The organism is Herbaspirillum sp. AP02 (assembly GCF_015767275.1).
Taxonomy (GTDB): domain Bacteria; phylum Pseudomonadota; class Gammaproteobacteria; order Burkholderiales; family Burkholderiaceae_D; genus Herbaspirillum.
Genome location: NZ_JADWMY010000003.1, coordinates 349,408 through 370,621, shown reverse-complemented (window position 1 = coordinate 370,621; position 21,214 = coordinate 349,408). Strand labels below are relative to the sequence as shown.

General features: G+C 64.2%; 20 protein-coding genes. 2 read left to right on the top strand and 18 right to left on the bottom strand.

What is annotated here, in order from left to right; genetic code table 11:
- Positions 1 to 10: 10 nt before the first annotated feature.
- The 16 genes from I5R65_RS10110 to I5R65_RS10035 all read right to left on the bottom strand — a co-directional run bounded on the left by I5R65_RS10110 (position 11) and on the right by I5R65_RS10035 (position 15,355).
- Entirely contained in the window at positions 11 to 898 is an 888-nt protein-coding gene (locus tag I5R65_RS10110) for an alpha/beta fold hydrolase (RefSeq protein ID WP_180670735.1), read from the bottom strand.
- 17 nt (positions 899 to 915) lie between these two features.
- Positions 916 to 1,452, bottom strand: a complete 537-nt coding sequence (locus tag I5R65_RS10105; protein WP_102661343.1) for a cupin domain-containing protein — start codon at positions 1,450 to 1,452, stop codon at positions 916 to 918.
- A gap of 58 nt (positions 1,453 to 1,510) precedes the next feature.
- Positions 1,511 to 2,281 carry an SDR family oxidoreductase gene (locus I5R65_RS10100; protein WP_180670734.1) on the bottom strand — a complete coding sequence of 257 codons (771 nt, stop codon included), beginning with the start codon at positions 2,279 to 2,281 and terminating at the stop codon, positions 1,511 to 1,513.
- 36 nt (positions 2,282 to 2,317) lie between these two features.
- Positions 2,318 to 3,187 carry an ABC transporter permease gene (locus tag I5R65_RS10095; protein ID WP_006462346.1) on the bottom strand — a complete coding sequence of 290 codons (870 nt, stop codon included), beginning with the start codon at positions 3,185 to 3,187 and terminating at the stop codon, positions 2,318 to 2,320.
- A gap of 2 nt (positions 3,188 to 3,189) precedes the next feature.
- On the bottom strand, positions 3,190 to 4,185 hold the full coding sequence (locus tag I5R65_RS10090) for an ABC transporter substrate-binding protein (protein WP_006462345.1): 996 nt from the start codon (positions 4,183 to 4,185) through the stop codon (positions 3,190 to 3,192).
- A gap of 55 nt (positions 4,186 to 4,240) precedes the next feature.
- Positions 4,241 to 5,026: an ABC transporter ATP-binding protein gene (locus I5R65_RS10085; RefSeq protein ID WP_180670733.1), complete on the bottom strand. Its 786-nt coding sequence runs from the start codon at positions 5,024 to 5,026 to the stop codon at positions 4,241 to 4,243.
- A gap of 514 nt (positions 5,027 to 5,540) precedes the next feature.
- Positions 5,541 to 6,236, bottom strand: a complete 696-nt coding sequence (locus I5R65_RS10080) for a hypothetical protein (RefSeq protein WP_180670732.1) — start codon at positions 6,234 to 6,236, stop codon at positions 5,541 to 5,543.
- Positions 6,237 to 7,023: 787 nt separating this feature from the next.
- Positions 7,024 to 7,698 (bottom strand): amino acid ABC transporter permease, encoded by a 675-nt coding sequence (locus tag I5R65_RS10075; RefSeq protein ID WP_180670731.1) that lies wholly within the window; start codon positions 7,696 to 7,698, stop codon positions 7,024 to 7,026.
- 12 nt (positions 7,699 to 7,710) lie between these two features.
- Positions 7,711 to 8,382 (bottom strand): amino acid ABC transporter permease, encoded by a 672-nt coding sequence (locus I5R65_RS10070; RefSeq protein WP_180670730.1) that lies wholly within the window; start codon positions 8,380 to 8,382, stop codon positions 7,711 to 7,713.
- A 3-nt stretch (positions 8,383 to 8,385) separates the two neighbouring features.
- A complete protein-coding gene (locus I5R65_RS10065) occupies positions 8,386 to 9,135 on the bottom strand; it encodes an amino acid ABC transporter ATP-binding protein (protein ID WP_102661338.1) in 750 nt (249 codons plus the stop codon).
- 30 nt (positions 9,136 to 9,165) lie between these two features.
- Positions 9,166 to 10,038 carry a transporter substrate-binding domain-containing protein gene (locus I5R65_RS10060; protein WP_180670729.1) on the bottom strand — a complete coding sequence of 291 codons (873 nt, stop codon included), beginning with the start codon at positions 10,036 to 10,038 and terminating at the stop codon, positions 9,166 to 9,168.
- 37 nt (positions 10,039 to 10,075) lie between these two features.
- The gene (locus I5R65_RS10055; protein WP_231395134.1) at positions 10,076 to 11,038 is read right to left on the bottom strand and encodes an N-carbamoyl-D-amino-acid hydrolase; all 963 of its coding nucleotides are present in this window, start codon (positions 11,036 to 11,038) and stop codon (positions 10,076 to 10,078) included.
- On the bottom strand, positions 11,035 to 12,507 hold the full coding sequence (gene hydA / locus I5R65_RS10050) for a dihydropyrimidinase (RefSeq protein ID WP_180670727.1): 1,473 nt from the start codon (positions 12,505 to 12,507) through the stop codon (positions 11,035 to 11,037). Before hydA ends, I5R65_RS10055 begins: the two co-directional genes overlap by 4 nt.
- A 30-nt stretch (positions 12,508 to 12,537) precedes the next feature.
- The gene (locus I5R65_RS10045; RefSeq protein ID WP_180670726.1) at positions 12,538 to 13,326 is read right to left on the bottom strand and encodes an SDR family oxidoreductase; all 789 of its coding nucleotides are present in this window, start codon (positions 13,324 to 13,326) and stop codon (positions 12,538 to 12,540) included.
- A 10-nt stretch (positions 13,327 to 13,336) separates the two neighbouring features.
- Positions 13,337 to 14,278: a dihydrodipicolinate synthase family protein gene (locus tag I5R65_RS10040; RefSeq protein ID WP_180670725.1), complete on the bottom strand. Its 942-nt coding sequence runs from the start codon at positions 14,276 to 14,278 to the stop codon at positions 13,337 to 13,339.
- A 132-nt stretch (positions 14,279 to 14,410) separates the two neighbouring features.
- Positions 14,411 to 15,355 (bottom strand): LysR substrate-binding domain-containing protein, encoded by a 945-nt coding sequence (locus I5R65_RS10035; protein WP_180670724.1) that lies wholly within the window; start codon positions 15,353 to 15,355, stop codon positions 14,411 to 14,413.
- Between the two features lie 128 nt (positions 15,356 to 15,483).
- On the opposite strand from I5R65_RS10035, the gene I5R65_RS10030 reads away from it, so the two are divergent.
- Together I5R65_RS10030 and I5R65_RS10025 are read left to right on the top strand one after the other, a co-directional pair.
- The gene (locus I5R65_RS10030; protein WP_180670723.1) at positions 15,484 to 16,170 is read left to right on the top strand and encodes an aspartate/glutamate racemase family protein; all 687 of its coding nucleotides are present in this window, start codon (positions 15,484 to 15,486) and stop codon (positions 16,168 to 16,170) included.
- 8 nt (positions 16,171 to 16,178) lie between these two features.
- Positions 16,179 to 17,594, top strand: coding sequence for an FAD-binding oxidoreductase (locus tag I5R65_RS10025; RefSeq protein ID WP_180670722.1), 1,416 nt, complete (start codon positions 16,179 to 16,181; stop codon positions 17,592 to 17,594).
- Between the two features lie 101 nt (positions 17,595 to 17,695).
- On the opposite strand, the gene lpdA is transcribed toward I5R65_RS10025, so the two are convergent.
- A complete protein-coding gene (gene lpdA, locus I5R65_RS10020; RefSeq protein WP_180670721.1) occupies positions 17,696 to 19,492 on the bottom strand; it encodes a dihydrolipoyl dehydrogenase in 1,797 nt (598 codons plus the stop codon).
- Between the two features lie 41 nt (positions 19,493 to 19,533).
- The gene (aceF, locus tag I5R65_RS10015; RefSeq protein ID WP_180670720.1) at positions 19,534 to 21,195 is read right to left on the bottom strand and encodes a dihydrolipoyllysine-residue acetyltransferase; all 1,662 of its coding nucleotides are present in this window, start codon (positions 21,193 to 21,195) and stop codon (positions 19,534 to 19,536) included.
- Positions 21,196 to 21,214: the final 19 nt, after the last annotated feature.

Here is a 21,214-nt window from a genome sequence, read left to right as displayed (position 1 = left end):
ATTTTCTGTTCTAGTTGGTTGAGGTGAGTTGCGCGCTGACCAGCGCAGCAAATTGCGACGGCTGCTCGATATAGCAGGCATGACCGGCCGCATCCACCAGCTTGAAGGGAAGTTCGAATTGCCTGGCCAGCCCTTCACTGGCCTCCGGGGTGGTGACGATGTCCTCGGCTCCGCATGCCACCGACAACCCCCGTCGTGGTGCAGCCTGCAGGTAGGGCGTGATATCGTCACCGCACAACAATTGCACGGCCTGGGTGTAGCCCGAGGCGTCCAGCCACTGCATGTTCCAGCGCACCCAGGCGTGGTCCTGGGCGCTGGCGTGGGCCGACAGCAGGCGTGTCGGCTTCTGCGCCATGCCGGCGATGCCCAGGGTGCGCAAGGCGCCCAGGCGCTCTTCCCGCACCTGGTGCGCCCGTTCTTGCTTGGCGGCGGCGCCGTAGCCCAGTGCCGGATCGGCCAGCAGCGTGCGGCGTGCGCGGCCATCGCCATGGGCCAGGTAGGCTGCGGCCATCAACGCCCCCAGCGAATGGCCGACCAGCACGCACTGCTCGACCTCCAGCGCCAGCAGCATGTCCTGCAGACGCCTTGCATAATCGACCGCCTTGGGCTGGCTCATCGTCAGCGGTGTGGAACGGCCGTAACCGGGCGCGTTCCAGGCGATCACGCGGGCCTGCGACTCCAGCTTGAGCGCGCACTGCAACCACGAGGCCGCGCCCGAGCTGATGCCATGCAACAGCACCACCACCGGACCGCTGCCGCAGCTGCGGTAGCTGACACGGCCACCCGGCACCTCGACGCTGCCCTCGGCGAAGCGGCCTTCCAGCAGGGCCAGCGGTTCGCGCAGGGCGTCGTCGCAGCTGACTGCGGTGGCGGAGGCGATGGAGGTGTCGGGATGCATGGTGTCGATCTCTGCAATCAGCGCTTGATGGCGGTCAGCGGATGATCCGGCGGATAGGTCGGGGTGATGGGCTTCTTGGCGCCCAGCATCACGCACATCAGGGCGTCTTCGTCACCGATGTTGATCTCTTCGCGATACACGCCCGGCGGCACCGAGACCACGTCACGGTCGGTGAGGATGGTCTCGAAGCGCTCGCCATCCTTTTCCAGCACCAGCTTGAGCTTGCCGCGCAGGACGAAGAACACTTCTTCCACGTCCACGTGCAGGTGCGACGGGCCTTCGTGGCCGGCCGGGATGATCATGGTCGAGAAGGTGAAATGCTCGGAGGGGATGACGTTGGCGTCATGCGCCACACCCGTGCCACCGGTGCCGATGTAGCGCATCTGGGCGCGACGGTACTTGGGGTCGTAGTCGGCCTGGAACTTCAGTGCGTTCCAGTCGTACTTGCGGGTGGACAGACGCGCCACGCGCGACTCCATCCAGTCGGCGAAGCTGGCGCCGGCGGGGCGATCCCAGCTGCGGCCCATGTTTTCCTGTTCGGACATATCGGTCATGCTTTTCTCCTTGAAGGGGTCCGGAATGATCCGGGTTGATCTGGCAAGAAATACGTTTTCAATGCATCACGAAGCCACCGTTGACCGCCATCACCTGACCGGTGAAGAAGCGCGCCATCTCCGACAGCGCGAACACCACCGCGCCGCAGACATCCTCGGGCAACTGGTCGCGCCGGATGGCACGGCCGTCCAGGTAGTGCTGGTGCCGCGCCTGCGGTACGTACTGGGTGGCTTCCACCAGCGTCAGGCCCGGTGCCACCGCATTGACGGTGATGTTGTCGGCGCCCAGCTCGCGTGCCAGGGAACGGGTCATGCCGATCACCGCGCTCTTGCTGGCCACGTAGGCCAGCAGATTGGGGGCGCCCCACAACGGGGTATCGGACGACAGGTTCACCACCGCGCCGCGCCCCGAGGCACGCAGCGCCGGCAGGCAGGCATTGGTCATCAGCCAGGTGCCGCGCACGTTGACATCCATGACGCGGTCCCACATGTCCACTTCCAGCTGCTCGCTGCTCTTGCCGCCGGAGTTGGTGATGGCGGCGTTGTTGACCAGGCCATCGAGGCCGCCCAGCCATTGCGTGGCGGCCGCCGCGCAGGCCTTCACCGCGGCCGGATCGGCCAGGTCCAGTGCAAAGCCCTCGACCTGCAGGCCACGTTGTTTCAGGGCGGCCACCGAGGCCGCCAGTTCTTCCTGCAGGATGTCGGCCATGGCCACCGTGGCCCCGGCGGCAGCGATGGCATCCACGAACGCCAGGCCGAGGCCGCGTGCCGCGCCAGTGACCAGAATGCGTCGTCCCGCCAAAAGTGTCGCCGTGCTTGCTGCTGACATGTGCTTGCTCCTGTTGCGCTGGTTGAGTCTCTGGATTCAGACGGTGCTGGTATTGGCCTTGGGCAGGTAGTGCAGGACCTTGCGTTCGGCCCAGACCACCACGCCGTAGGTGACCACGCCGATCAGGGTCAGTGCCACGATGGAGACGAAGACGGCGGCGGTATTGCCCTGCCCTTCACCATCGACCAGCAGATAACCCAGGCCCTGGTTGCCCCCCACCAGTTCACCCACGGTCACGCCGATCACCGACAGCGTGGAGGCGATGCGCAGGCCCGAGAACAGCGCCGGCAGCGCCGAACGGAACTCGACCAGGTGGAAGATCTGCCAGCGGCCGGCATTGAGCGTGCGCACCAGGTTGACCATGTCGGGATCGACGGTACGGATGGCCGAGAGCACGTTGATCATGATCGGGAAGAACACGATCAGCACCGCCACGATGATCTTGGGATAGATGGTGTAGCCCAGCCACATCACGAACAGGGGTGCAAAGGCCACCTTGGGCGCGATCTGCAGCGCCAGGATGTAGGGCGAGAGCATGGCCTCGGCACGCGGCGAGAGGCCCAGCGCGACACCGACGGCCAGTCCCAGCAAGGCGCCGAAGAGGAAGCCGAACACCACTTCCATGGCGGTGATGCCAAAGTGCTGCAACAGTTGCGCGTTATTCCACATCACCACCGCTTCACGCACCACCTGCATGAAGTTGGGCAGGATGTATTCGGGCATGCCCAGCATGCCCGGGCCCCACTGCCAGGCGGCGATGAACACCACCAGCAGCGCCAGGCTGCCGCATACCGTGCGGGCCTTGTCGTTCAACAGCGGACGGCGTGCCGTCGGCTTGACCGGATTGGGCGAGGACGTTGGCTCGGGACTGGACATGGTCAGGTCTTTGGCTGTGGTGGTATTCATGATTACTTGGCGACTCCGACGAACTGGTTGGTGAAGAGCTCGTTGACCGGCGTGGCCTTGGTGACGATGCCTTCGCTGACATAGAACTTCTGCACCGCTTCCATGCGCGCCTGATCGATCTGGCCCAGGGTCTTCTGGTTGGCGTAGACATACTTGTTGTACATCTCGAAGGTGGCCTGGATGCTGGCTTCCTTGCCCTTGTAGGTGGGCAGTGCGGCGACGTAGTCATCGGCGGCGGCCTTGGGGTCCTTCATGATGTCCTGCATGCCGCGCAGGGTGGCGCGCACCAGGCGCTTCAGCAGCTCCGGGTTCTTCTTGATGGTGTCGTCGGAGGCCAGGATGGCCTGGGCCATGCTCTTGAAGCCGCCGTTGTCCAGCAGCTCCACCTTGGCACCGGCATCGGTGGCATTGACCACCCAGTCCGGCACGCCAGCGAAGGCCTGCGACTTGCCCGAGGTGTACAACTGCCAGACGCCCGAGGGGCCGGCGGCCTGGATCTGCACGTCGGTCTTGGACAGGCCGGCCGTCTTCAGGCTGCCCAGGAAGGCGTAATAGGTGGTGTCGGTATAGGACATCACGGTGACGGTCTTGCCCTTGAGGTCTTTCAGGCCCTTGATGCCGTCGGCCGGATTGGCCGCCACCATGGTCACCGAACCGGCGCCCAGCACGGCGATGGCCTTGACCGGGATGCCGTTGGCGCGCACCACGATGGGGGTGTCGCCGATGGCGCCACCGATGACGGCATTGCCGGCACCGATCTGCTTGGCCACGTCCACGCCGCCCTTGGCGACGATGAAGCTGACCTTCAGGTTTTCATCGGCGTAATAGCCCTTGTGCTGGGCCAGCACCCAGGGGGCGAAGGCCGGCGAGTTGGGTGGTGCAGGCAGCAGGTAGGTCACTTCTTCCGGCGCGGCATGCGCGGCCATGGGCAGGACGGCGGCGCCCGTGGCGGCGACCAGGGCAAGTGCACTACAGGCGGATGCGAACAGGTTCTTCATGTTTCTGGCTCTCCCTTGGGGTCTCTCTGTTGACGGGTGAAGATGCAGCGTGAAATCAGTGCAGCTCGGCGGTCTCTTTGCCCACCTTGAGCAGTTCCATCAGGCGCCCTTGCAAGGGGCCGATCTCGGGCAGCTTGCGACGCTCCAGCGGGTTGTCGCGGAACGGCAGGTCCACCACGATTTCCTCGACGATGGTGCCGGGACGCTCGCTCATGACCAGCAGGCGGTCCGACAGGGCGATGGCTTCCACCAGATCGTGGGTGATGAAGAGCGCGGTCTTCTTCTTTTCGTAGAGCATCTTGGCCAGGTCCTGCTGCAGCACCATCTTGGTCTGCGCATCCAGGGCCGAGAACGGTTCGTCCAGCAGCAGCACCTGCGGGTCCACCGCCAGCGTGCGGGCCAGCGCGGCGCGCTGGCGCATGCCGCCGGAGAGTTGGTACGGGTAATGCTCTTCAAAGCCCTTGAGGTGGCACTTGGCCAGCAGCTCGTCGGCGATGCGCCGACGCTCGGCCTCGCGCATGCCGTCGATTTCCAGGCCCAGGGTGACGTTGGCGCGGATATTGCGCCAGGGCATGAGCAGGTCCTTCTGCAGCATGAAGGCCACCTTGCGGACCGGCTTGGTCACGCGCTCGCCGCTGACGAAGACTTCGCCTTCGGTGGGCAGGTAGAGCCCCGCCCCCATGTTGAGCAGAGTGCTCTTGCCGCAGCCCGAGGGGCCGATGATGGAGACCACCTCACCACTCTTGATGGACAGGTTGACGTTGGTGACAGCGGCGCGCGCTTGCGCCGTCTGGCGATCGACAAAGCTTTTGCCGACCTTGCGGAATTCGATTTCGATCATGTTGCCTCTGCTGATTGCCATAGCGCGCTGTTGCGCCCAGCTATTCTTCCCGGCTGCCGTCTCTGCGGACGGGTGCCTCCTGCCGGGCACCGAAACGTTCCATATATGAAACAGCAATTTATATATGGGAGATATTCGCAGTCAATATAGCAGATATCTCAAAACAAAATGACTTATTTTGTTTCATATATGAACTGATGGTTTATATAAAAACCGTTTTGCTCGTTTTATGCAAACAGCGTGCCAGGCTGGAAAGCCTGATTTCTGCGCTTTTCGGGGCTGGGAACTCACCAAAGACAGGCACGTAGCGCCGGCCCGGTGCGCCTTTTGCACCGTGGCGGCCCCTGTCGCGACGACGACACAGTGTGGTGCGCCGGAATCGGAATAGGGGCGGCCAGTAAGTGGCCGATCCCCTCCCACACCACCCGGCATGCGGGTCCGCACCGGGCAGTTGGAATAGTTGAGGTGGCTGAGCGTATGCTGCTGCCGATACAAGCCCTGAGTTAGTTAATTCTCAGTCCGCCAAATCCGGTTTCTCGCTGCGGGTGACAAAAGAAAGTAAAGTATCTAGCTCGTAATAGCTTGATCCAAGCGGCCCACATTCAGCGCCAACCCAGATGAAATCGCCAGTTTTGTAGGTGTAGGCAACTGTCTCAGCGACAAGCTGCTGATTTTTTCTGCTTAATGTGTAGTGATTTCTGTGTAAGCGATAAGGCAAAATCTCGCGCGTCTGGCTGACCACGTAATCTGCTTTAGAGGGGGCAGATTCAATAAGCGTCAACGAACCTCGAACCCTCTCGACCTTATCCATGGAGGTTGAAATCAACTTGCCGTCCTCGCCCCTTTCGTAAACTGCGTAGGCAGTTGGCCTGACATAGTCGAATTCCTCGTCGCGTGCCTCAATCTGTTGTATCGATGGGTAGTTTTCAAACACGTGCACTCCGCTGCGTAAGCCATCCACCAACCTGATCCGCTTCGCGGGAGGAAGGTCCTTTTCGTAGACCTTCAAGCCGGCATCGGCGTAACAAGCCATCTTGAACCGGACATAACCATACGGAATGTCCCACGTGAGCCAGACCACGGGGGACAGTACGACAGCAAGCGAAAACAGTTTCCCCCATCGCGTCTTGGGCACTCTCAGAGCCAATATGATGAGCACGAAAAGAATTAAGAGTGCGATCAGAAAAGCGGGAACGATGACTAGGCCCATGCTTTAAGTGTCCTTCAGTAGGTGTTGTTGTGATGCATGCAAAGCCATACCAAATGACTGTACGGTTTTTCATTTCACACTACGTATGACTCGTCTAGTAGCCGTGGATTGAGCATTCAGCATGGAAGAAAACGACGTACGCTGCAGTTCAAAAAGGAGGTCACCACGGTGCTCGAATATCGCCATAGTGGCAGGGTTTTCGGCAGGCGAAAGCCTATTTGCCTTGCTTGCCCAAAATTTTTCAAGCAAGCAAAACTTATGTTCGGCGTGGCAATCAACGCGCGCGTAATCAGGAGGTTGCGTCTCATGAAAACCATCTTTTCACGGCCCACATCAAACCTGCCTTAGGGGTACGGTTTGCATTTTCTGAAATGTTTTTGGATCGCGTTTTATACGCGAATGAAATGGGATGGTCGGAGATTGATCACGCCCTTTCAGGCATGAGGCGCAGCCTCCCCAGGTAAGAACGCACTCCTTCATCGCAGAACCGCCGCATTTACGCCGCCTCGCCTTGGTCACAAGAGCTTCGCGCTTCATTGCACGCTCGCACTGCTCGGTAGCGCCTTCTATGCGATTCTTGTTCATCGGCTCGCGATTTACGCTCCACGCTTCCTTACCACATTCGGTCGCCCTCATGCAGTTGCGCTTCACTTCATTCACTGTGACCAGCTTATGGCGGGACTTGCACCCGCAGGAGTACGCCCATGCTGGGCGCACAATGAAAACGCCGGCCTGAAGCGGCCGGCGTATTAAGCGGGGAAGAAAGAGGGAGGGAAAGGCAGTGGAATCAGTGCAGGCTGCGGCCCCGGTGTTCCAGCCGCGACAGCCAGCGCACCAGCGGCAGCAGCAGGATCAGGTAGAGCAGCGCTGCCAGCACGATGGGCGAGGGGTTGTAGACCAGCGACTGGGCGTCGCGTGCCACCCGCAGCAATTCCGGCAGAGCCACCACGCTGGCGATGGTAGTCAGCTTGATGACCTCAATGCAATTGCCCACCAGATCAGGCAGTGCATTGCGCGCCGCCTGCGGCACCACCACATAGGCCAGCGCCTGCCAGCGCGACAGGCCGGTGGAGCGCGCCGCTTCCATCTGGCCGCTGGGCACGCTTTCAATACCGGCGCGCAGCACCTCGGCGAAATAGCTGGAATTGTTGAACATGAAGCCCAGCGCCACGGCCACCAGCTTGGGCAGTTCCAGTCCCAGGAAAGGGGTGCCGAAATAGATCAGGATCAGCAGCACCAGCGGCGGGAAGGAACGGAAGAAGTCCACATACACCGCCACCGCAATGCGCACCGCGCGTGAACGGCTCTGGGTGGCCAGCAAGGCCAGCAGCAGGCCCGAGAGCACGCCGATGGGAATCACCAGCAGCGACAGCCAGACCGTGGTCCACAGGCCACCCAGCAGGAAGGGCAGTACCTGGCGATAGACCTCCAGGTTGAAGAAATTCTGCAACAAGGCTTCCATGTGCGCCCTCTCCTATCGTTTCCAGCGCCAGCGGGTTTCCAGCCAGCGCGCGAACAAGACCACCGGAATGAAGATCAGCAGGTAGGCCGCCGCCCCCAGCATCAGCGGCGTGGGATTGCCGGCATTGCTGCTGGCGGCCTGGACGGTATTGAGGATTTCCGACAGGGCCACCACCGAGCCCAGCGCGGTGTTCTTGGTGATCGAAATGACACGGTTGGTCAGTGCCGGCACGGCCATGCGCAGGGCCTGCGGCAGGATCACCGCGGCCATGGTCTGGCCCCAGGACAGGCCGGTGGAGCGCGCCGCTTCGCTCTGGCCACGCGGCAAGGAGGCGATGCCGGCCCAGATGCTTTCCTCGGCGTAGGCGGCCAGCACCAGGCTCAGCGCCAGCCAGGTGGCGGTGAAGGACGACATGGACAGGTCGATATAGGGGAAGGCGAAGAACAGCACGATGATCAGGATCAGCGGCGGCAAGGCCCGCATGACATCGGCGAAGGCCACCACCATGAACACCAGGCCGCGCTTGCCGGTGGCGCGCAGCACCGCCAGCAACAGGCCCAGCAGCAGCCCGGCGCCGATCACGGCCAGGCTCAGCAGGACGGTGACGCCCATGCCGCGCAGGATGTCCGGCCAGTAGCGGGCGGCGATCTCGGCATTGAAGAAGGTAAAGAGGAATTGCTCCATGGCTCAGTGCTGTGCGGCGTAGCGGGCCACGAAGGCCTTGGTGCGGGCCTGTTGCGGATCGCCGAAGATCTGTTCGGGCGGACCTTCCTCGACGATCACGCCACCATCCATGAACACCACGCGGTCGGCCGCCGCGCGGGCGAAGGCCATCTCGTGGGTGACCACCAGCATGGTCATGCCGGCCTCGCGCAACTGGCGCATGACCTGTAGCACGCTGCCCACCAGCTCGGGGTCGAGCGCGCTGGTGGGTTCGTCGAACAGCATCACCTTGGGCTGCAGGGCGATGCCGCGGGCAATGCCCACGCGCTGCTGCTGGCCGCCGGACAACTGGCCGGGATAGGCGGCCGCCTTTTCCAGCATGCCCACCTGCTCCAGCGCCCGCCGTGCACGGGCTTCGGCCTCGGCATGCGAGTGCTTCTGCACCTTCTTCAGGGCCAGCATCACATTGCCCAGCACGCTCAGGTGCGGGTACAGGTTGAACTGCTGGAACACCATGCCGATCTGCTGGCGCACGGCGTTGAGGTCGGTGCGGGCATGCATGATGTCCACCCCGTCCACCACGATCTGCCCGGCGCTGGGTTCTTCCAGCCGGTTACAGCAGCGCAGCATGGTGCTCTTGCCCGAGCCGGACGGGCCGATCACGCAGATCAGCTGGCCGGTGCGCACGCGCAGGTCGATGCCGCGCAAGACCGTATTGCCTTCATAGGACTTGTGCAGGCCGACGATTTCGAGGATGGGGGCGGCAAGGTTCATGGGTGGGTCATCCGGTGAAAAAGGCCGGGATCAGTGGCACTTGAGCGTGACCGGTGTCGGGTCGTAGCCATCCAGGCCCGGCACGCCCTGCCCCACGCCGACCTTGACCACGGTGGCGTCTGGTGCGGGCGTATAGCCGAACCACTTCTGGGCGATCTTGCCCATCGTGCCGTCCTGCTTCATGCACTTGAGGGCCATGCCGGCGGCGTCGCGGCCGGCCTTGTCGTCCAGGCGGAAGGCCAGGGCCCAGACCAGACCGGTCTTGACGGTATAGGTGGTCTGCACGGCCGGGTTCTGCTTGGCGGCCCAGGCCGCTACCGTGCTGCCAGCCAGGTTGGCGTCGGCACGGCCCGATTGCACCGCCTGCACGGCATCGGCGTTGTTGCCGTAGACGTCGTATTTGAAGCCGTACTTGGGCGCATTGTCACGCGCCCACAGTTCATAGGCCGAGCCCTTGTTGACCGAGATGGTCTTGCCCTTGAGGTCTTCCAGGCCGGTGATGGCGGGCGCGCCCTTCTTGATGACGAAGGTGTAGTCGGTATCGAGATAGCCCTCGGTGAAGAGCATGGCCTTGGCGCGCTCGGGGGTGGCGGTGACCGGTGCCAGCACGAAGTCGTATTTCTTGGCGTTCAGGCCCGGCACCAGACCGGAGAATTCGGTGCCTTCGATCTCGATCTTGCGGCCCAGGCGGCGCGCCAGTTCTTCACCCAGGTCGATGTTGAAGCCTTGCAGGCCGCCGCCCAGCTTGACCATGGCATGCGGGGCGAAGGTGGCATCCACGCCGGTGCGCAGCGGCGCGCCCTGGGCGAATGCCCCGGCCGACAGCAGCGCGCTGGCCGACAGGGCGACCAGCAGGGAACACTTCAGGGATAACTTGGACGGCAGGGCCAGGAAGGGCAACATCGCAACACTCCTCGATTGGGTGGAAGGTGGACAGGATTCAGGTGGACAGTTCGGAGGGCGCCAGCGGCTCGCCGGCACCGGTACGTTCGACGATGAGACGGTAGTGTTCGGGACGACGGTGCTTGGCGAAATTGAAGACGTGCTGCAGGAAGGTCTCGCCCAGGCCCAGGTCGCAGTTGGCGAAGATCACTTCGTCTTCCTCGCCCTGGGCCTGCGCCACGATCTCGCCGGAAGGCGCGACGATGGCCGAGCCGCCGATCATGTGGAAACCGTCTTCAAACCCGCACTTGGCGGCGGCCGCCACCCACAGGCCGTTCTGGTAGGCATTGGCCTGCAGCGACAGCAGGTGGTGGAACATGCGCAGGTGCGGCGGCTCGTTCCAGTGGATGTTCCAGGACGGCGTGTTGTAGCCCAGCGTGACGATGCGTGCGCTCTGCAGGCTCATGACGCGATAGGTCTCGGGCCAGCGGCGGTCGTTGCACAGGCATTGGCCGATGCGGGTGCCCAGCATGTCGGTGACGCCGAAGCCATCGTTGCCGACCTCGAAGTACTTCTTTTCCAGGTGCTGGAACGGCGCCTCGGGCTTGTGATCGCTATGGCCGGGCAGGTGGATCTTGCGATACCGCGCCACGATCTGCGCCTTGTCATCGACCAGGATGGCGGTGTTGTAGTGATGGCCGTCGGCGGTCAGTTCGGCATAGCCGAGATAGAAGCCGATGCCCAGTTGCGCCGCCAGTTCGAACAGCGGGCGGGTCTGCGGCCCCGGCATCTCGGCTTCGAAGAAACGGGCATCGACCTCGGCCTGGTCTTCCATCCAGTAACGCGGGAAGAAGGTGGTCAGTGCCAGTTCGGGGAAGACCACCATCTTCGCGCCGCGCGAGGCGGCTTCACGCATCATCTCCAGCAGGCGGCGCACCACGGTGGCACGATCCTCGGCCAGTTGCACCGGCCCCATCTGCGCCACGGCCAGGCCGAAGCGTTTGTCCTTGCTTGCGTTCATTGCTGCTCCCATGCTTTTCCCTTGAGGCCGAGCAAGCCCGGCAGATGGCTGCGCGTCGGCCGTTGCGTGATGCTGGCCGGTTCCGGACACTGGCGCGCGATATAGCGGCCCGATCCGCGCTGCACTTTCAGTTCGCCCTCGCTGACCACCACCCGGCCTCGGCTGGTGACCACCTCCGGCCAGCCCTTGATCTGCCGGCCTTCATAGGGGGTGTAGCCAACGTTGTCGTGCAACAGGTCGGCGGTGATGGTGGTCTCGCGTTCGGGGTTCCAGATCACCAGGTCGGCATCCAGGCCCTCGGCGATGTTGCCCTTGCAGTGCGACAGGCCATACATGTGGGCGTGATTGGTGGCGGTCAGGCGCACGAATTCGTGGATGTCGATGCGCCCGCCCAGCACGCCTTCGGAAAACAGCAGTGGCAGGCGCAGTTCGATACCGGGCACACCATTGGCCATTTCCTTGAAGGTGGTGTCTTCGCCACGCGGCAGCTTGCCGCTTTCGTCGAAGCGGTAAGGCGCATGGTCGGAGGAATACATGCCCAGCGTGCCATCCTTGAGGCCGGCCCAGACCGCCTCCTGGGCATTGGCGTCGCGCGGCGGCGGGCTGCAGCAATACTTGGCGCCTTCCACACCGGGCAGGTCGATATCCTCGGCGGTGAGGAACAGGTATTGCGGGCAGCTCTCGGCATAGATCTGCGCGCCCAGCAGCTTGGCGTTGCGGATGGTCTGCACGGTTTCGGCGCCGGCCACGTGCACGATCAGTACCGGCACGCCGATCAGGCGCGACAGTGCAATGGCGCGGTTGCTGGCTTCGGCTTCGGCCAGCGGGTCGTGCGCCACTGCGTGGAACTTGGGTGCGGTATGGCCCTGGTCCAGCAGGCGCGAGGCGAGCCAGCGGATCATGTCGTGGTTCTCGGCGTGGATCATCACCAGCGCCCCTTCCCTGCCGGCCAGCGCCATCACGTCCAGCAATTGGTAGTCGTCCAGCTTCAAGGCGTTGTAGGTCATGTAGACCTTCAGCGAGGTGATGCCGTCGCGGATGGCCTGCGGCAGGTCGTGTTGCAGTGCCTGCTCGTCGGGATCGGCCAGGATCAGGTGGAAGCCGTAGTCGATCACCGCCTTTTCACGGGCGCGTTGCGCGTAGTCGGCAATGACGTCGGGAATGCGCTTGCCGCGATGCTGGGCGGCGAAGGGAATGATGGTGGTGGTGCCGCCGAAGGCCGCCGACACGGTGCCGGAATAGAAATCGTCGGCACACATCATGCCCATGCCGGAAAGCTGTTCGATGTGGCAGTGACTGTCGATGCCACCGGGCAGCACCCAGCGACCGGCCGCGTCGATGTCTTCGCGCCCGGGCGACAGGCCCGGTGCGATGCGCACGATCACGCCATCCTTGACGCCGATGTCGGCCACGAAGGTGTCACGGTCGGTGGAGATGCGGCCGTTGCGGATGGTGAGGTCGAAGTCCATGCTCATTGCCTTCCTTATCGGAGTCTGCGTTCAGAAAGTGCCGGGATAGGCGCCGCCATCCATCAGCAGGTTCTGCCCGGTGACGAAGCCGGCCTGGGCGCTGCACAGCCAGGCACAGGCATCGCCGAATTCGCCGGGCTGGCCGAAACGTCCGGCCGGATTGGCGGCGCGGCGGGCCGCCAGGACCTGCTCCACGCTCTTGTCGGTCCCACGAGCAGCGGCGGCGGCCGTGGCCAGCAGGCGATCGGTCTCGAACGGGCCCGGCAGCAGGTTGTTGATGGTCACGTTGTGGGCCACGGTCTTGCGCGCCAGGCCGGCGACGAAACCGGTCAGCCCGGAGCGTGCGCCGTTGGACAGGCCGAGGATGTCGATGGGCGCCTTCACTGCACCGGAGGTGATGTTGACGATGCGACCGAAGCCGCGCTTCATCATGCCGTCCACGGTGGCCTTGATGAGCTCGATGGGGGTGAGCATGTTGGCGTCCACGGCGGCGATCCAGTCTTCCCGTGACCACTCGCGGAAGTCGCCGGGCTTGGGACCACCGGCGTTGGTGATGAGGATGTCCGGATCGGGACAGGCCGCCAGCGCCAGGGCGCGGCCTTCGGGCGTGGTGATGTCGCCGGCCACGGCGATGACGGTGGCACCGGCGGCACCGGCAGCCTCACGCACCTGCTGCGCGGCTGCCTCCAGCGCCTCGGCACCGCGTGCGGTCATGGTCACGGCCACGCCTTCGCGCGCCAGCGAGATGGCACAAGCCAGGCCCAGCCCCTTGCTGGAGGCGCAGACCAGTGCGCGACGTCCGGCGATTCCCAGGTCCATGCGCGGCTCCTTACTGGATGACCAGCGCGCCGCGCTGGTTGAGGTCCAGGCCCACGCGGGCGATCACGGCTTCCAGTTCGCGCTCGGTCTCGGGATCGATGCGCATGCCCGGCGAGCGGATGGCGTCGCTGGCGATGACGCCGCGCTTGCGGTAGACATACTTGCGCAGCGACAGGCCGATCTTGGGCTGGAATTCATAGCGGATGAGCGGGCAATACTTGTCGAAGGTGGCCGCCGCGCCGGCCAGGTCGCCAGCGGCGAACTGGTCATAGATGCGCACCAGGATTTCAGGGAAGGCAAAGCCGGTCATGGTGCCGACCGCACCGCGCTGCAGCTCTTCCAGGAAGTACACCCCGCCCAGGCCACCGAAGATGCGCATGGATTCGCCGGCCAGGTCGCGGATGCGGCTGATCTTCTGGCCTACCGGCGGCTCTTCCATCTTGATGAAGTTGACTCCGCCTTCGCGGCCCAGGCGGGCGATCACTTCGGCCTTGATCTCGGTGCCGAAGGAGTCGGGGAAATCGTGGATCACCACCGGGATGTTCAGGGCCGCCGCCAGCGACTTGTAGTAATCGAACTGCACGGCGTCCGAGGCCATGTCCAGCGGTGCGGCGAAGACGGCGGCAGCGCCGGCCTCGGCGGCTTCGGTGGCTTGCTCGATGGCACCGGCCAGGCCCAGTGCGCGCACCCCGACCCAGACTGGCACGCGACCGGCGGCGCACTTGACGAAGGTGGCGGTCACGGCGCGCCGTTCGGCATTGGAGAGCTTGTGCGCCTCGCCCAGGAAACCGAGGATGGCCAGGCCCGAGACGCCGGCCTGGATCTGGAACTCGACCAGGGTGGCAATGCTGCCCAGGTCCAGACCGCCATCGGCGTGGAAGGGTGTGGGGCAGATGGTGTAGACACCGCGTGCGGTGGCCAGCGAAGAAGCAGAGGTGGACGAAGAAGACATGCGCGACATTCCATGAAGAGATGGTGGCAGCGGCGACCGGGCGCTGGGCCAGGCCGGACAGGATGGAAACGATTGTCGTGGAGTCATCCGTGCTTGTCGCATGCCTTTTTGTGCGCACGCCTTAACGTGGTGTTAATGCTCGCCATCGATAGCATTGACCACCTCTTCATGCGGCAGGCCGTAGCCCTGGGCCCGCACCAGCTGCTGCAGCTCGGCGACGAAGGCCTGGGTCAGCTGCGACAGCGGCTCGGTGCGCACATGCACCAGGTTGGCCCGCAGGATGGGCGCGCGCGCCACCGGACGCACCACCATCTGGCTGGTACCGGCCCAGCTGCGTACCGAGAATTCATCCACCAGCGCCACCCCGGCCCCCATCTGCACCAGCGAACAGGCGTTCTGCGGCGAGCCCACTTCCATGATCGGTCGCAAGGGCTCTTCCTCGGACTGGTAGAAGCGGCCGACGATGCCGCCGAAGGGGGAATCGCGGTTGTAGGAGATCAGCGGGAAGGGCCGCAGATCGGCCAGGCTCAGGGTGCCGCGCCGGGTCAGTTCATGGTTGTAGGGCAGCACGCACACCAGTCGGTTGCTGCACAGGGGCGTGACCTGCAGGCTGGGATGTTCCATGGGCAGGATGATGATGCCCAGGTCGGCCTGGCGCGCCAGCAGGCGATCCTTCAGATAGCCGTAATTGAGGCAATGAAAGGTCAGCTTGACATCCGGATGTCGGTTGCGGAACAGGGCGATGGCCTGCGGGATCAGCATCTGGCCGATGCTGGGACTGGAGACGATGTTGAGGATGCCGCTGCGGTTTTCCGAGAGGTCGGTGGCCAGCTCGTTGACGCGCTGCACGGCCTGGTAGACGTGCTCCACCTCATGGAACAGTTTCTTGGCCTCCGGCGTGGCATAGAGCCGGCCCTTGATGCGTTCGAACAGGGCGAAGCCCACCCGTTGCTCGGTGTGGGACAGCAGGCGGCTCACCGCAGGCTGGGAGACGAACAGCAATTGCGAGGCGCCGCTGATGGAACCGGTCGTCATGACCGCCCGGAATACCTCGATCTGACGCAGGTTCAGTGCCATGGATCCTCGTCGCGCATAACAGCATGTTAAGGGGAACCGACAAATGAGCAAGGAGCATGCCCGTCGGCCTGGGGTACAGTCCTTGCCTGTGCTGACTCCTGTTTTGCGAGAACCCGCGAGAAACCATCATGTCCATTGTCCCGGCCGACGGCCCTGCACTGTTCATCATCAATCCCAATAGTACGGCCGCTGTCACGCGCGGCATCGACGCCGCCATGGCGCCGCTGCGCATGGCGGGCGGCCCGGCCATCGCATGCCTGTCGCTGCAGTCGGGGCCACCCGGCATCCAGACCCAGCAGGACGTGGACAGCGTGGCGCCGCAACTGGTGGCGCTGGCGCGCTCCTTGCGTCCCCGGGCCGCAGGCTTCGTGATTGCCTGCTACTCCGATCCCGGCCTGCATGCGGTGCGCGAGGCGGTGGACGTGCCGGTGCTGGGCATCATGGAAAGCGGTGTATTGACCGCCCTCACGCTGGGCCAGCGCTTTGGCGTGATCGCCATCCTGCCGGGCTCGATCCCGCGCCACCTGCGCGCCTATGGCGCCATGGGGGTGCAGGCACGGCTGGCCGGCGAGCTGGCCATCGGCCTGAACGTGACCGAACTGGCGCAATACGAACGCACCCTGGCGCGCATGATCGAGGTCGGTCGCCGCCTGCGCGACGAACATGGTGCCGATGTCCTCGTCATGGGCTGCGCCGGCATGGCGGCCTATCGCGATCCCCTGCAGCAGGCGCTGGGCCTGCCCGTGGTCGAGCCCAGCCAGGCCGCTGCGGCAATGGCCATCGGCCGCATCAAGATGAACTGGCATGGAGCATGAGGTCTGACATGAGCGAGAACACCCAGGAACTGATCCGCCAGTTGCACGCCATCGTCGGCGATGCCGGACTGGTCACCGAGGCCGAGGCCCAGGCGCCCTATCTCAAGGACTGGCTCGGCAAGTGGCAGGGCCGCGTGGCGGTGGTAGTGCGCCCGGCCGACACGGCGCAGACCGCCGAGGTGGTGCGGCTGTGCCATCTCACCCACACCCCCATCGTGACCCAGGGTGGCAACACCGGCATGAGCGGTGGTGCCACGCCTGACGACAGCGGCGCCCAGGTGATCCTGTCCACCACCCGCATGAACCGTGTGCGCGAGGTCGACCCCATCAACAACACCATGACCGTGGATGCCGGCGTGATCCTGGCGCATGCGCAGGAGGCGGCACGCAGCGCGGGACGCTATTTCCCGCTGAGCCTGGGCGCCGAGGGCAGCTGCACGGTCGGCGGCAATCTCGCCACCAATGCCGGCGGGATCGCCGTGCTGCGCTTTGGCAACATGCGCGAACTGGCCCTGGGGCTGGAAGTGGTCTTGCCCGACGGACGTATCTGGAACGGCCTGCGCGGCCTGCGCAAGGACAATACCGGCTACGACCTGCGGGATCTCTTCATCGGCTCGGAAGGCACGCTGGGCGTGATCACCGGCGCGGTGCTGAAGCTCTTCTCGCAGCCGCACGCCCGTGCCACCGCCTGGGTGGGTGCCGACTCGCCGGCGCAGCTCGCCGATCTGCTGGCACGCACCCGTGCCCGTTGCGGCGACCGCCTGGTAGCCTTTGAAATGATGTCTGCTGCTTCACTGGCACTGGTGCTGCAGTACGTCACGGACACCCGCGCCCCGCTGGCCCAGGCGACGCCCTACAACGCCCTGATCGAATTGGCCGATACCGAAGACCTGGGCCTGCAGGCGATGCTGGAAGAGGTACTGGGCCAGGCCCTGGAGGATGAAACGATCAGCGATGCGATGTTCTGCACCAGCGGCACGCAAGCCGCAGCCTTGTGGAAAATCCGCGAAGGCATCTCGCAGGCGCAGGTACGCGCCGGCAAGGTCATCAAGCACGATATCGCCCTGCCGATCTCGGCCATCGCCGGCTTCGTGGCGCAGGCCGAGGCGCGCATCGCCGATTGCGGCCTCGCCGCGCAGATCATCAACTTCGGCCACCTGGGCGATGGCAACCTGCACTTCAACGTGATGATCCCGCTGTCCTCCACCTATGAAGACGTCAAGCAGGCCACGCTACTGCTGAACCGCCTGGTGCACGACCTGGTCACCGACCTGCAGGGCAGCATCAGCGCCGAGCATGGCGTGGGACAGTTGCGGCGCGACGAGCTGCAACACTATAAGTCGCCGCTGGAGATGGAGCTGATGCTGCGTATCAAGCAGGCCTTCGATCCCAACCTGATCATGAATCCGGGGAAGTTGCTTTAGCTGGTTCCATTCAGCTTGAGCGGCATGGAGGGCAGATAGAAAAAAACGGCGGACCAGATGGTCCGCCGATTTTCTTGTTGCTGCTTTGCTGCTGGCTGCGCTTACTTCTTGCGCTGCGGCGGCAAGTCCGTGCAATGGCCTTCGGCCACTTCCGCCGCCATGCCCAGGGACTCGCCCAGGGTCGGGTGCGGGTGGATGGTCTTGCCGATATCCACGGCGTCCGCGCCCATCTCGATGGCCAGGGCCACTTCGCCGATCATGTCGCCGGCATGGGTGCCGACGATGCCGCCGCCGATCACGCGATGCGTTTCGGCATCGAAGAGCAGCTTGGTGAAACCTTCCGAACGGCCATTGGCCACGGCGCGACCGGAGGCGGCCCACGGGAAGTGGCCCTTCTCGATCTTGATGCCCTTTGCCTTGGCTTCGTCTTCGGTCACGCCGACCCATGCCACTTCCGGATCGGTGTAGGCCACCGACGGGATGACGCTGGCGTCGAAGAAGCTCTTCTCGCCGGCAATCGCTTCAGCGGCCACGTGGCCTTCATGCACGGCCTTGTGCGCCAGCATGGGCTGGCCCACCAGATCGCCGATGGCGTAGATGTGCGGGACGTTGGTGCGCATCTGCTTGTCCACCGGGATGAAGCCGCGATCACCCACGATCACGCCCGCCTTGTCGGCCGAGACCTTCTTGCCGTTGGGGCTGCGGCCCACGGCCACCAGCACCAGGTCGTACAATTGTGGCTCGGGGGCGGTGGCGCCGGCTTCGGCGGCTTCGAACGTCACCTTGATGCCTTCGGCCAGGGCTTCCACGGCCACCGTCTTGGTCTTGATCATGACGTTGTCGAAGCGCTTTTCGTTGAACTTCTGCCAGACCTTGACCATGTCGCGGTCAGCGCCCTGCATCAGGCCGTCCATCATCTCGACCACGTCGATGCGCGCGCCCAGGGTGGAATAGACGGTGGCCATTTCCAGGCCGATGATGCCGCCACCGATGACCAGCATGCGCTTGGGCACCTGGCGCAGTTCCAGCGCGCCGGTGGAGTCGACGATGCGCGGGTCCTGCGGTACGAAGGGCAGGTTCACCACCGAGGAACCGGCGGCGATGATGGCGTGCTTGAACTGCACTACCTTCTTGCTGCCGTCAGCCGCAGTGACTTCGATGTGGTTGGGGCCGGCGAACTGGCCATCACCATTGACCACCGCCACCTTGCGCGCCTTGGCCATGCCGGCCAGGCCGCCGGTCATGGTGCCGATGACCTTGTCCTTGTAGCCGCGCAGCTTGTCGATGTCGATCTCGGGCTTGCCGAAGGTGACACCGTGCGAGGCCATGGCGGCGGTCTCGTCGATCACGGCGGCCACATGCAGCAGCGCCTTGGAGGGGATGCAACCGACGTTCAGGCAGACCCCGCCCAGCGTGGCTTCACGCTCGACGATGACGGTGTTCAGGCCGAGATCGGCGGCGCGGAAGGCGGCCGAGTAGCCACCTGGGCCACCGCCGATCACCATGACGTCGCACTGCACGTCGGCGCTGCCGCCGAAGCTGGCAGCGGCCGGGGCGGCTGCGGGTGCAGCGGGTGCAGCAGAAGCGGCTGGCGCTGCAGCAGGCGCAGCAGCGGCCGGTGCAGGCGCGGCCGCCGGGGACGGCGCTGCGGCAGCTTCACCGCTGGCTTCCACCAGCAGCAGCAGCGAGCCTTCGGCGACCTTGTCACCGACCTTGACCTTGATTTCCTTGACCACGCCGGCCGAGGAGGACGGGATTTCCATGCTGGCCTTGTCGGATTCGACGGTGATCAGGGACTGATCGACCTTGATGGTATCGCCGACCTTGACCATCACCTCGATGACTTCGACTTCCTTGAAATCCCCGATATCGGGGACCTTGACTTCAGAGAGACTCATTGTCCTGGCTCCGTAATGTTCTGTGGTTCGCTAGTGGCGGCTTACAGCAGCGACTTGCGCAGGTCACCCAGCACCTCGGCCAGGTAGGCCGAGAAGCGCGCGCCCATGGCGCCGTCGATGACGCGGTGGTCATAGGACAGCGAAGTCGGCAGCATCAGGCGCGGGGCGAACTGCTTGCCATCCCATACCGGCTTGATGCTCGACTTGGACAGACCCAGGATCGCCACTTCCGGCGCATTGATGATGGGCGTGAAGGCGGTGCCGCCAATGCCACCCAGCGAGGAAATGGTGAAGGTCGCACCCTGCATGTCGGCTGGCTTGAGCTTGCCTTCACGGGCTTGCGCGGACAGTTCACCCATTTCGATGGCGATCTGGCCGATGCTCTTCTGGTCGGCGTTCTTGATGACCGGGACCACCAGACCGTTCGGGGTATCGGCGGCGAAACCGATGTTGTAGAACTTCTTGAGGATCAGGTTCTCGCCCTTGGCGTCCAGCGAGGAATTGAAGGCCGGGAATTTCTTCAGCGCCGAGACGCTGGCCTTGATCACGAAGGCCAGCATGGTCAGCTTGACCGGCGACTTGGCCTTGGCGAAGGCGTCGTTGGAGGTCTTGCGGAATTCTTCCAGCTCGGTGACGTCGGCTTCGTCGAACTGCGTCACGTGCGGGATCATCACCCAGTTGCGATGCAGGTTGGGGCCGCTGATCTTCTTGATGCGCGACAGGGCCAGCAGTTCGGTCTCGCCAAACTTGCTGAAGTCCAGCGACGGCCACGGCAGCAGGTTCATGCCAGCACCGCTGCCATTGGTGGCAGGAGCCGAGGCGCCCACCGAGGTGGAACCGGCGATGACGCCCTTGACGAAGTTCTGCACGTCCAGTTGCAGGATGCGACCCTTGGGGCCGGTGGCCGGCACGCGCGCCAGGTCCACGCCCAGTTCGCGGGCGAACTTGCGCACGGACGGCGAAGCATGGGCCTTGCCGCCGGTGCTGGTGGCCGAGGCGGTGGCGATGACCGGTGCGGCGGCAGCAGCAGGTGCGGCAGCTGCCGGGGCCGACGCTGCGGGCGCTGCAGGCGCGGCAGGTGCAGCAGCGGCAGCAGCGGCAGCAGGTGCGCCACCGACGGCTTCGATGGTGGCGATGATGCTGCCCTTGGCGACCTTGTCACCCAGTTTGACCTTCAGTTCCTTGATCACGCCGGCGTGGCTGGAGGGAATCTCCATGCTGGCCTTGTCGGATTCCACGGTCAGCAGGGACTGCTCGGCCTTGACGGTGTCGCCGACCTTGACCATGACTTCGATGACTTCCACTTCCTTGAAGTCGCCGATGTCCGGGACTTCGATCTCGACGGTGCCACCGGCGGCAGGGGCCGGTGCAGCTGCCGGAGCAGGTGCCGGGGCAGAGGTCTGGGCGGCAGCCGGTGCAGCGGCAGCCGCTTGCGGGGCGGCGGCTTGCGGTGCTGCCGCAGCGCCCTCGCCTTCGACGATCAGCAGCAACGAACCTTCGGCGACCTTGTCGCCGACCTTGACCTTGATTTCCTTGACCACGCCCGCCTGGGTGGAGGGGATTTCCATGCTGGCCTTGTCGGATTCGACGGTGATCAGCGACTGGTCGACCTTGATCGTATCGCCGACCTTGACCATCACCTCAATGACTTCGACTTCCTTGAAATCGCCGATGTCCGGGACTTTTACTTCGACTTGACTCATCTGATGCGCTCCGTTGTTC

Bases quoted from the DNA above. Each gene is read 5' to 3' on its own strand.
- I5R65_RS10110 (WP_180670735.1), bottom strand. From the start codon at position 898: ATGCATCCCGACACCTCCATCGCCTCCGCCACCGCAGTCAGCTGCGAC.
- I5R65_RS10105 (WP_102661343.1), bottom strand. From the start codon at position 1,452: ATGACCGATATGTCCGAACAGGAAAACATGGGCCGCAGCTGGGATCGC.
- I5R65_RS10100 (WP_180670734.1), bottom strand. From the start codon at position 2,281: ATGTCAGCAGCAAGCACGGCGACACTTTTGGCGGGACGACGCATTCTG.
- I5R65_RS10095 (WP_006462346.1), bottom strand. From the start codon at position 3,187: ATGAATACCACCACAGCCAAAGACCTGACCATGTCCAGTCCCGAGCCA.
- I5R65_RS10090 (WP_006462345.1), bottom strand. From the start codon at position 4,185: ATGAAGAACCTGTTCGCATCCGCCTGTAGTGCACTTGCCCTGGTCGCC.
- I5R65_RS10085 (WP_180670733.1), bottom strand. From the start codon at position 5,026: ATGATCGAAATCGAATTCCGCAAGGTCGGCAAAAGCTTTGTCGATCGC.
- I5R65_RS10080 (WP_180670732.1), bottom strand. From the start codon at position 6,236: ATGGGCCTAGTCATCGTTCCCGCTTTTCTGATCGCACTCTTAATTCTT.
- I5R65_RS10075 (WP_180670731.1), bottom strand. From the start codon at position 7,698: ATGGAAGCCTTGTTGCAGAATTTCTTCAACCTGGAGGTCTATCGCCAG.
- I5R65_RS10070 (WP_180670730.1), bottom strand. From the start codon at position 8,382: ATGGAGCAATTCCTCTTTACCTTCTTCAATGCCGAGATCGCCGCCCGC.
- I5R65_RS10065 (WP_102661338.1), bottom strand. From the start codon at position 9,135: ATGAACCTTGCCGCCCCCATCCTCGAAATCGTCGGCCTGCACAAGTCC.
- I5R65_RS10060 (WP_180670729.1), bottom strand. From the start codon at position 10,038: ATGTTGCCCTTCCTGGCCCTGCCGTCCAAGTTATCCCTGAAGTGTTCC.
- I5R65_RS10055 (WP_231395134.1), bottom strand. From the start codon at position 11,038: ATGAACGCAAGCAAGGACAAACGCTTCGGCCTGGCCGTGGCGCAGATG.
- hydA (WP_180670727.1), bottom strand. From the start codon at position 12,507: ATGGACTTCGACCTCACCATCCGCAACGGCCGCATCTCCACCGACCGT.
- I5R65_RS10045 (WP_180670726.1), bottom strand. From the start codon at position 13,326: ATGGACCTGGGAATCGCCGGACGTCGCGCACTGGTCTGCGCCTCCAGC.
- I5R65_RS10040 (WP_180670725.1), bottom strand. From the start codon at position 14,278: ATGTCTTCTTCGTCCACCTCTGCTTCTTCGCTGGCCACCGCACGCGGT.
- I5R65_RS10035 (WP_180670724.1), bottom strand. From the start codon at position 15,355: ATGGCACTGAACCTGCGTCAGATCGAGGTATTCCGGGCGGTCATGACG.
- I5R65_RS10030 (WP_180670723.1), top strand. From the start codon at position 15,484: ATGTCCATTGTCCCGGCCGACGGCCCTGCACTGTTCATCATCAATCCC.
- I5R65_RS10025 (WP_180670722.1), top strand. From the start codon at position 16,179: ATGAGCGAGAACACCCAGGAACTGATCCGCCAGTTGCACGCCATCGTC.
- lpdA (WP_180670721.1), bottom strand. From the start codon at position 19,492: ATGAGTCTCTCTGAAGTCAAGGTCCCCGATATCGGGGATTTCAAGGAA.
- aceF (WP_180670720.1), bottom strand. From the start codon at position 21,195: ATGAGTCAAGTCGAAGTAAAAGTCCCGGACATCGGCGATTTCAAGGAA.